Genomic DNA, 8,995 nt, shown 5'->3' with positions numbered 1-8,995 from the left:
TTTTAAGTAAAAATGAATTTCAAGTTAAGCACCTATCAAGACTTCAAAATTAAAAAAATATTTTTAAACAAAGTCAATCAACAAGTGCCCACACAGATTGTCTGATAAATTGTTAAAGAGCAAAAAAGAACGACGCACTGTCAAATTTAACTACTCACAACAGTGCGTCGTTGTGTGGTGCGAATTATAGAGAAATCCTAAACCAACGCAAGTACTTTTTATAATTTTTACAGAAAAAAACATTAATTGCTCAAAATAAGAACTAAGGTCTATATTTCCTCTACCACTCCTTTATGGCTAAATCCGGCTTCGATGCTCAACTCGAATATGTGTATGCTCTCTCCCTTCCTGATGTTCATAGTCATATTTAAAACCACGCAATTTAACCTGAATATTATTTTCTTGAGCATATACATTGGTAAAGTCCTCTAGTAATTCCAATACATCACTTGCAATATATAAAGCCCGCTTGGCATTAATTGTAACTTTTGAATTAGGTTGAATATTTTTTAAAGTTTTCTTAATCGCTGCCTTATTCAAAAAAGAGACTTCTTCACCTAGCTCAAGTATAATCTTATCCGCATCAGCTAATTCTTCACGGCTCAAGTAATAAGCTCTTTTCATATTTCCATGCAGAATGAATAGAATACTAATCACTAAGCCAATCCCTACCCCTTTCAGCAAATCAAGGAAAACAACAGAAACCATTGTTGCAACGAAAGGAATAAATTGATAACTCCCCTTACACCAAAAAGGTTTATAATGCTTTGGATGTGTCAATTTATATCCAATCAATATTAATACTGCCGCTAACGTTGCAAGGGGAATCTGGTTGAGCACACTTGGAATAGTTAATACACACATAAGCAACAAAACACCATGAAATACCGCAGATGTTTTATGAGTCGCTCCTGCATTTGCATTAGCAGAAGAACGCACAATGACCGATGTCATAGGTAAACCTCCTATCGAAGAGGTTAATATATTAGCAAAACCTTGTACTCGTAACTCATGATTATTATCCGTAATTCGACGGCGAACATCTAAACGATCTGCAGCCTCAATTGAAAGTAATGTTTCCACAGAGGCAACTACTGCAATAGTTCCCCCTGTAATCCAGACTATGCTATTATTGAAACCCTCTAAGCTAGGAAAGCGAATTAAGGAACTTACTTCATCTAAAGAGTTTAATAGTGGTAGTTGAACTAATTGATTTGTTGGAATTGCAAGCGGGCTGTTGAACCATATGAAAAGCTGGTTAAGTAAAATCCCCACAATAACGGCAACTAAAGCAGAAGGGAGTAATTTGAGTTAACGTAATCGAGGTTGCTCTTCCCAACCAATCATAATAATAAACGCAACTACTGCAACAACCAAAGACCCTAAATGAACCCGTCCAGTAGAATGAACAATTTCAATTAATGTATCATCACTACCAAGAGCATAAGGTAACTGTTTAAGGATAATAATCACACCGAGCCCTGCCAACATTCCTTCAATCACAGAAATAGGTATATAGTTTGAGATACTCCCAGCTCGAAGAAAACCCAGAAGCAATTGCAGTGCGCCCACAATCACACCAGAACATAAAAATAACTCGAAAGACCCCAATTCTGTCATCGCTGCTAAACCCGCTGCAGGTCCAGAAACACTAATATGAGAAGAACTTAATGCGCCAATGATGACACCTCCAATAACCCCAGATAAAATCCCAGCTAAAGGTGGCACTCCTGATCAAGGGCAATACCTAAGCACAAAGGCAATGCGACAAGAAAAACGACTAATCCTGATGCAAAATTTTGTTTGAGTAACAGGCTTATATTTTGTTTATTATTCATACAACACTCTAAGTATTAACTAATTTCTCTGTCCCTATGAATATATCACTGTGCTTACAAACATCTATTCCTGAAGATTTGATTAAATGCTCCTAGCTATCTTTGGCAAGCTGATTTTCTTCTCTTCACTTTGACGATAAAGCACTAAAATATGCCCAATGGTCTGCACTTCCACCGCTTTGGTTTCACGCACAATCGCATCAATAATCAACTGCTTCATCTCACGATCAGCCCCTGCGATCTTCACTTTAATCAACTCGTGGTGATCTAACGCATTCTCGATCTCGGCTAACACCCCTTCGGTTAAACCATTACCACCAAGCATCACGACTGGGCTTAAATGATGAGCAAGCCCTTTTAAAAATTGTTTCTGTTTTGTTGTTAAATTTACTGACATTAAAATTGCCTTTCTATGCTAAAAAAAATCGGCGTAGAAAATAGCATATTCAGAATAAATTTTAAAGCTAAAGATATGCTAAAATAGGCGAAACTGACTTAATTTCAAAAAGGATAACCTATGCCAACGCTTAGTGTCGCTATGATTGTCAAAAACGAATCGCAGGATCTTGCCCAATGTTTAGAAACTGTCAAAGGTTGGGTGGACGAAATCATCATTTTAGACTCTGGAAGTAGCGACAATACCAAAGAGATCGCCTTACAATACGGAGCAAAATTCTATGAAAACACCGATTGGCAAGGCTTTGGTAAACAACGCCAACTTGCTCAACAATATGTCACCAGCGATTACGTTCTCTGGCTTGATGCTGACGAACGTGTCACCCAAGAATTAAAACAGAGCATACAACAAGCGGTAAGTAGTAATGAACCAAACACGGTTTATCAAATTCCCCGTTTAAGTGAAGTTTTTGGCAGACAAATTCGCCATTCAGGGTGGTATCCTGATTATGTAGTGAGACTTTACCGTACGGATTTTGCTCAATACGGCGATGAACTTGTTCACGAAAAAGTCCATTATCCAAAAGAAGCCAAAGTCGTTAAACTTAAAGGCGATTTATTGCATTTTACTTATAAAGATATTCACCATTATCTAGTAAAATCAGCAAGTTACGCTAAGGCTTGGTCAGAGCAAAGAGCCAAAGCTGGCAAAAAAGCAACTTTATTCCAAGGTGTTACCCACGCTGTCGGCTGTTTTGTAAAAATGTATATTTTAAAAGCAGGTTTTCTTGATGGTAAGCAAGGTTTTTTACTTGCCGTTCTGTCGGCACATTCTACTTTTGTGAAGTATGCTGATTTGTGGAATAAATATCAGAAATAATCAACTGAAGGATTCCACCCACTTTAATTTTCTGCCTCTTAACACATATTCTTATCTTAAGAAAATTGAGCACAACAAATAATTGTGACTGAAATATTGCTCCCTACAATGAGGAAAATACTGGGAACAAACGATCTAGATGTAATAGACAAGGTTGCTAATATTTAAAGAAAACAAACATTAGCAACTATTTTGTCTACTATGTCAAAAGTTATGAGCAATATTCCAAAAAACGCTCCGCATCAAGCGCCGCCATACAACCTGTTCCAGCTGAAGTAATCGCTTGGCGGTAGTTATGATCCATCACATCACCAGCGGCGAATACGCCTGCAACGCTTGTTGCGGTTGCATTACCATCTAAACCTGACTTAACCACAATATAGCCATTGTTAAGCTCTAGTTGATCTTTAAAAATCTCCGTATTTGGTGAATGCCCGATCGCGACAAATACGCCGTCAAGCGTAATCTGTTCTTCATTACCTGTTTGAGTACATTTTAAACGCACCCCAGTTACGCCCATATTATCGCCTAATACTTCATCTAAAACACTGTGGGTGTGCAAAATCACTTTGCCTTCTTCGACTTTTTTCATCAAGCGGTCAATTAAAATCTTTTCACTGCGAAAAGTATCACGGCGATGGACTAAATGTACCACAGAGGCTACATTTGAAAGATATAACGCTTCTTCCACAGCCGTATTTCCACCGCCAATTACTGCTACTGGCTTATTGCGATAAAAGAAACCATCACAGGTTGCACAAGCCGAAACGCCTCGACCTTTATAAGCCTCTTCAGAAGGCAAGCCTAAGTACTTCGCTGACGCACCTGTAGCGATAATTAACGCATCACAGGTAAAGGTATTAAAGTCGCCTTTTAAGGTGAATGGGCGTTGTGAAAGATCGACGCTGTTGATATGGTCAAAAATAATTTCAGTGTTGAACTTCTCAGCGTGCTTTTGCATTTTGTTCATCAACTCTGAACCTGCAATATCGCCAAATTCCCCAGGCCAGTTTTCAATCTCTGTGGTTGTAGTGAGCTGTCCGCCCTGTTGCATTCCCGTCACTAATACTGGGTTTAAATTTGCACGAGCCGCATAAACTGCCGCTGTGTAACCAGCAGGACCAGAACCTAAAATCAATAATTTTGCGTGTTTTGTTGCCATTTTGTTCTCCTAAATATATGAAAAATCACTTACTAAAACTAATACAATAAAGAGTAAAGTTGTCTGCGATATTTAGGAACAAGAGGATCGGAATTCCCCATTGCAGATAAAGTAGCGAGAAATTGCTTTTTAATTTCTCCATTACCTGCTGAAAGGTCATGTTTCAACCAATCATATAATAATTCTAGAGCTTCTTCATTCCTACCAACTTGATGTAACTGATTTGCCAATTTTACGGCAATCTCAGGACTTTTAGTCTTAGTATAATCAGCTTGGAGTTGTTGAATTTCTGGGGAATTAGCCGCTTGTTCTAGTAATAGAATTTGATCTTGCAAACCTTGCCAACGGCTATCTCTATCTTGAATTGGAACTTGCATTAAGATTGCTTTAGCTGGTTCAACTTGCTTCATTGCAATATAGGTTTCAGCATAGAGTAACGCAAAATCACTGTTTTTCTTATCTGTCAGCTCCCAAGCATTTTTTAATAATGGTAACGCAAGTTCATACTGTTCTGCTTCTAGAAATTCAAGTGCCTGAGCGAATTGAAGTTCTTCTTCTTTGGGTAAAATGTTGCTTAGACGAACCCGTAATTCTTGTTCATTTATTTCACCCTCAATCACATCAACAGGTTGCCCATTTGCAAAGAAATAACTTGTAGGCACCGCTTGTATGCGAAATTGTGCGGCAATCATCGGGTATTCATCACAGTTGACGATAGCAAGTAGAAATTGCTTTGGATATTCATCGTTTAAACGACGAAAATATGCTTCCATCTCAAGTGAACGAGGCTCACGGGAAGAAATAAAATGAAAAACGACAGGGACTTCCGCTGCAGCTTTAATAACTTCACTAAAATTAGTGTTATTGACGTTAATAAGATAATCCATATTTAGCCCCATAATAGTATATAAAAAGGCTGAAAACAGAAGAAGCTTCCAGCCTTTGTATCATGGCGTGATTTTACGATAAATTCAAGACTAACCGTTTACAAATTTTTCGCCTAACTCAATATCTGCTTTTAAGGTTGGGATCATCGCTTGAACAGCTGCTTCCTCATAAGCACTTAAAGTACCGATAGGTAACAACTCTTCTACACCATTTAAGCCTAAACGAACTGGTTGTGCGAAGAAACGAGCATACTCGCCATTGCCTTCAACATAAGCATATTCAACAACGTGTTCACCAGTCAAGCCTTTTAACACTGCACGAGCGAAACGAGCAGCTGCTTGAGCCATAGATAAAGTCGCGGATCCGCCACCTGCTTTAGCTTCTACCACTTCCGTACCTGCATTTTGAATACGTTTGGTTAATGCTGCCACTTCTTCTGCGGTGAAGTCAATTTTATCTTCTTCAGAAGCTTGAGATAGTAAAGGCAGAATGGTTACACCTGAGTGACCACCAATAACAGGCACTTTAACATCATTGACATCTTTACCTTTTAATTCAGCTACAAAGGTTTCTGAACGTAATACATCGAGTGATGTAACGCCGAATAATTTACGTTTATCGTAAACGCCTGCTTTTTTCAAGACTTCTGCGGCGATAGCAACAGTGGTATTTACTGGGTTAGTAATAATCCCTACGCAAGCAGTTGGGCAAACTGTTGCGACTTTTTCAATTAAGTTACGAACAATACCTGCATTAATATTGAATAGATCAGAACGATCCATACCTGGTTTACGAGCCACACCCGCAGAAATTAAAACTAAATTTGCTCCTTCTAAAGCTGGTGTTGGATCTTCGCCTGCATAGCCAGCCACTTTTACGGCTGTTGGAATATGGCTCACATCAACTGCAACACCTGGGGTAACAGGGGCAATATCATAAAGTGCGAGGTTTGTGCCAGCCGGAAGTTGTAACTTTAATAATAAAGCTAATGCTTGACCGATACCGCCTGCTGCGCCTAATACTGCAACTTTCATAAGTTTCTCCTCATAGGTTATGTAAATTTAATAGCGAAAGTGTATGTAAATTCATAGTAACTTTCAAATACCAAAATACAATTTTGCGACTTACCGCAAATTTTCGAGAAAAAAAGTGAGTTTAGATTGATTTCCGTGAATAAATAGGTAACAATTCTGCATATTTACGGCTACAATTGCATAAAAATAAAAGGATAATAAGTGGAAAAACTCGACTCTCTCAACGAAGCTTTTAAATCATTGTTACGAGAAGAAAAATTTGGTTCACAAAGCGAAATTGTCACTGCGTTGCAAGAAATGGGATTCGAGCATATCAATCAATCAAAAGTATCCCGAATGTTGAGTAAATTTGGGGCAGTCCGCACCCGAAATACAAAAATGGAAATGGTTTATCACTTACCAGCAGAACTCGGTATTCCAACCACGTCAAGCCCACTAAGAAATTTAGTGATCGATATCGACCATAATGAAAGTTTGATTGTTGTTCGTACAAGTCCTGGTGCCGCACAGTTGATCGCTCGATTACTGGACTCAATGGGAAAAGCAGAAGGCATACTTGGGACTATCGCAGGCGATGATACGATTTTCATTACCCCAACTCGTGATACCTCTATTTCAACATTGATTGCAACTATTACAGAACTTTTTGATAGCTCACTCTAATGAACATACTGATTACTGGCGGAACAGGCTTTATTGGAAAAGCACTTTGTCAGGCTTTAATCAAGCAAGGACATCAGCTAACCGTACTGACTCGCCAAAGGCTACCTCATCAACAAGCGGTAAGTTTTTGCCAAGATCTTACCGCTTTCCAGCATTTAAATACATTCGATGCGGTGATTAATCTTGCTGGCGAGCCGATTTTTGACAAAGCTTGGAGTACAACACAGAAACAAAAATTAATACAAAGTCGTCTTAGTATAACCCAGCGTTTAGTCGAACTAATTCAAGCGAGCGACACGCCCCCACACACTTTTATTTCGGGATCGGCAACAGGTTTTTATGGCAATTTGGCGGAAGGAAAAAGTTATGATGAACAGACCGCTTGTGGTACAACTTTTCCAGCCCAGCTCTGTTTTCAGTGGGAAAAGACCGCCTTACAAGCTCAAAGTGATAAAACGAGAGTTTGTCTTATCCGCACAGGCATTGTATTAGATAAAACAGGCGGTGCATTACAAAAAATGTTACCGCTTTACCGTTTCGGTTTAGGGGGAAAACTAGGATCTGGTAAACAGCACTGGGCTTGGATTTCGCTAAATGATGAAATTCGGGCAATTTTATTTCTACTCAATCATTTCGAATGCAATGGTGCTTTTAATTTAGTGTCGCCAAATCTACTGACTAATTCTGCCCTCAATCAAAAATTGGCTCAACACCTTAAACGTCCAGCTTTTTTTACTGTGCCTGAATGGATCTTAAAATGGTTATTAGGTGAACGTTCGCAATTGTTATTAGATAATCAACCGCTTGTGCCTCACAAATTACAATCTGCAGGGTTTATATTTGAAGATCCACTAATAGATAGGCTTACTCATTTATAACATAAGTATTTGAAAGAAGATAAAATTCAATAACTTTTGTTAAAATAGTAATTAGCAAATTCACTCTACAGCGATAAAATAACCAAAGGTATTCTTAAGTTTAATCATTCAGAATGTTGCTAAGGAATGAATATCTATTTTGTTTAACAAGAATACGAAAAATTATTTTTTCTTATGCTTTTCCACCATTTTTGATTATTTAAATACCACTCTACTGTCTTACGAATTCCACTTTCAAAAGTTTCTTGAGGTTTCCAATCTAATTCTTCGCGAATTTTAGTTGAATCAATAGCATAACGAGTATCATGCCCTAGACGATCCGGTACATAAGAAATTAGATCTTTATATTTCTTTACACCTTTTGGCTTATGTGGAAGTAGTTCTTCTAATATTTCACAAATAGCATAAACCACCTCCAGATTACTTTTTGTACTATCACCACCAATATTATAACTTTCTCCCACTCTACCTTCTTTAATTACCTTATATAAAGCTCTCACATGATCTTCAACAAATAACCAATCACGAACTTGTAACCCATTACCATAGATTGGTAATTTCTTTCCTTCTATTGCATTCAAGATGATCAATGGAATCAATTTTTCAGGAAAATGAAAGGGACCATAATTATTTGAGCAATTTGTTACGATAGTTGGTACCCCATAAGTACGCCTCCAAGCATGCACTAAATGATCGCTTGCGGCTTTTGATGCCGAATAGGGGTTAGAAGGAGCATAAGGCATGATTTCTGTAAACTGCCTCTCACTTGTTCCTAAATCACCATAAACCTCGTCAGTAGAAATATGATGGAAACGAAATATAGATTTTTTTTCCTCTGGCAAATCATTCCAATATTTACGAGCTACTTCTAATAAAGTATAAGTTCCCCAAATATTAGTCTTAATAAATACTTCCGAATTCTTAATAGAACGATCTACATGGCTTTCTGCAGCTAAATGCATTACTATGTCTGGCTGATATTCATTAAATATCTGCTCTAAGGCTATTTTATCGCAAATATCTATTTGTTTAAATGCATAACGAGAACTATTAGAAATCTCCTCTAATGAGCTTAAATTACCTGCATAAGTTAATTTATCTATATTAATTACTAAGTCTTGAGTATTATTAATAATATACCTAATCATTGCAGATCCAATAAAACCTGCACCACCAGTAATAAGAATTTTTATATTCATACTGTTATGTTCTAATAAATTTATTTCTCAAAAGAATCTATGATGTTGAAAGTATAA

At 37.7% G+C, this 8,995-nt stretch carries 8 protein-coding genes and 1 pseudogene; 3 read left to right on the top strand and 6 right to left on the bottom strand.

The genetic code is table 11. The features are described from left to right. Positions 1 to 297: 297 nt before the first annotated feature. Both B0183_RS09790 and yhbY read right to left on the bottom strand, forming a co-directional pair. Positions 298 to 1,838: pseudogene (locus B0183_RS09790) on the bottom strand (SulP family inorganic anion transporter). A gap of 82 nt (positions 1,839 to 1,920) precedes the next feature. Next, positions 1,921 to 2,235, bottom strand: a complete 315-nt coding sequence (gene yhbY, locus B0183_RS09785; RefSeq protein ID WP_005713387.1) for a ribosome assembly RNA-binding protein YhbY — start codon at positions 2,233 to 2,235, stop codon at positions 1,921 to 1,923. Positions 2,236 to 2,355: 120 nt separating this feature from the next. On the opposite strand from yhbY, the gene B0183_RS09780 reads away from it, so the two are divergent. Further along, complete coding sequence (locus B0183_RS09780; RefSeq protein WP_078208728.1) at positions 2,356 to 3,114, top strand: glycosyltransferase family 2 protein; 759 nt, start codon at positions 2,356 to 2,358, stop codon at positions 3,112 to 3,114. Between the two features lie 211 nt (positions 3,115 to 3,325). Here the strand turns inward: B0183_RS09780 and trxB are convergent, their stop codons facing one another. The 3 genes from trxB to mdh all read right to left on the bottom strand — a co-directional run bounded on the left by trxB (position 3,326) and on the right by mdh (position 6,198). After that, a complete protein-coding gene (trxB, locus tag B0183_RS09775) occupies positions 3,326 to 4,276 on the bottom strand; it encodes a thioredoxin-disulfide reductase (protein WP_035497062.1) in 951 nt (316 codons plus the stop codon). A gap of 38 nt (positions 4,277 to 4,314) precedes the next feature. Further along, a complete protein-coding gene (locus B0183_RS09770; RefSeq protein ID WP_078208727.1) occupies positions 4,315 to 5,163 on the bottom strand; it encodes a co-chaperone YbbN in 849 nt (282 codons plus the stop codon). A gap of 90 nt (positions 5,164 to 5,253) precedes the next feature. Continuing rightward, positions 5,254 to 6,198 (bottom strand): malate dehydrogenase, encoded by a 945-nt coding sequence (gene mdh / locus B0183_RS09765; RefSeq protein WP_021110993.1) that lies wholly within the window; start codon positions 6,196 to 6,198, stop codon positions 5,254 to 5,256. Between the two features lie 201 nt (positions 6,199 to 6,399). Here mdh and argR point away from each other — a divergent pair, with 201 nt between their 5' ends. Both argR and B0183_RS09755 read left to right on the top strand, forming a co-directional pair. After that, on the top strand, positions 6,400 to 6,861 hold the full coding sequence (argR, locus tag B0183_RS09760) for a transcriptional regulator ArgR (RefSeq protein WP_005713376.1): 462 nt from the start codon (positions 6,400 to 6,402) through the stop codon (positions 6,859 to 6,861). Beyond that, positions 6,861 to 7,739, top strand: coding sequence for a TIGR01777 family oxidoreductase (locus B0183_RS09755; RefSeq protein WP_035497058.1), 879 nt, complete (start codon positions 6,861 to 6,863; stop codon positions 7,737 to 7,739). Before argR ends, B0183_RS09755 begins: the two co-directional genes overlap by 1 nt. A gap of 143 nt (positions 7,740 to 7,882) precedes the next feature. Here the strand turns inward: B0183_RS09755 and rfbB are convergent, their stop codons facing one another. Further along, positions 7,883 to 8,938: a dTDP-glucose 4,6-dehydratase gene (rfbB, locus tag B0183_RS09750; protein WP_035493424.1), complete on the bottom strand. Its 1,056-nt coding sequence runs from the start codon at positions 8,936 to 8,938 to the stop codon at positions 7,883 to 7,885. Between the last annotated feature and the right edge of the window lie 57 nt (positions 8,939 to 8,995).

The sequence above is a fragment of the Glaesserella parasuis genome, from assembly GCF_002015085.1.
In the GTDB taxonomy this organism is placed as follows: domain Bacteria; phylum Pseudomonadota; class Gammaproteobacteria; order Enterobacterales; family Pasteurellaceae; genus Glaesserella; species Glaesserella parasuis.
The sequence above is the reverse complement of the archived record's forward strand: the minus strand, read 5'-3'. Positions and strand labels throughout refer to the sequence as shown.

What these genes read in the sequence shown, in the direction of transcription:
- mdh (WP_021110993.1), bottom strand. Translation starts at nt 6,198, where the DNA reads ATGAAAGTTGCAGTATTAGGCGCAGCAGGCGGTATCGGTCAAGCATTA.
- B0183_RS09755 (WP_035497058.1), top strand. Translation starts at nt 6,861, where the DNA reads ATGAACATACTGATTACTGGCGGAACAGGCTTTATTGGAAAAGCACTT.
- B0183_RS09770 (WP_078208727.1), bottom strand. Translation starts at nt 5,163, where the DNA reads ATGGATTATCTTATTAACGTCAATAACACTAATTTTAGTGAAGTTATT.
- B0183_RS09780 (WP_078208728.1), top strand. Translation starts at nt 2,356, where the DNA reads ATGCCAACGCTTAGTGTCGCTATGATTGTCAAAAACGAATCGCAGGAT.
- trxB (WP_035497062.1), bottom strand. Translation starts at nt 4,276, where the DNA reads ATGGCAACAAAACACGCAAAATTATTGATTTTAGGTTCTGGTCCTGCT.
- yhbY (WP_005713387.1), bottom strand. Translation starts at nt 2,235, where the DNA reads ATGTCAGTAAATTTAACAACAAAACAGAAACAATTTTTAAAAGGGCTT.
- rfbB (WP_035493424.1), bottom strand. Translation starts at nt 8,938, where the DNA reads ATGAATATAAAAATTCTTATTACTGGTGGTGCAGGTTTTATTGGATCT.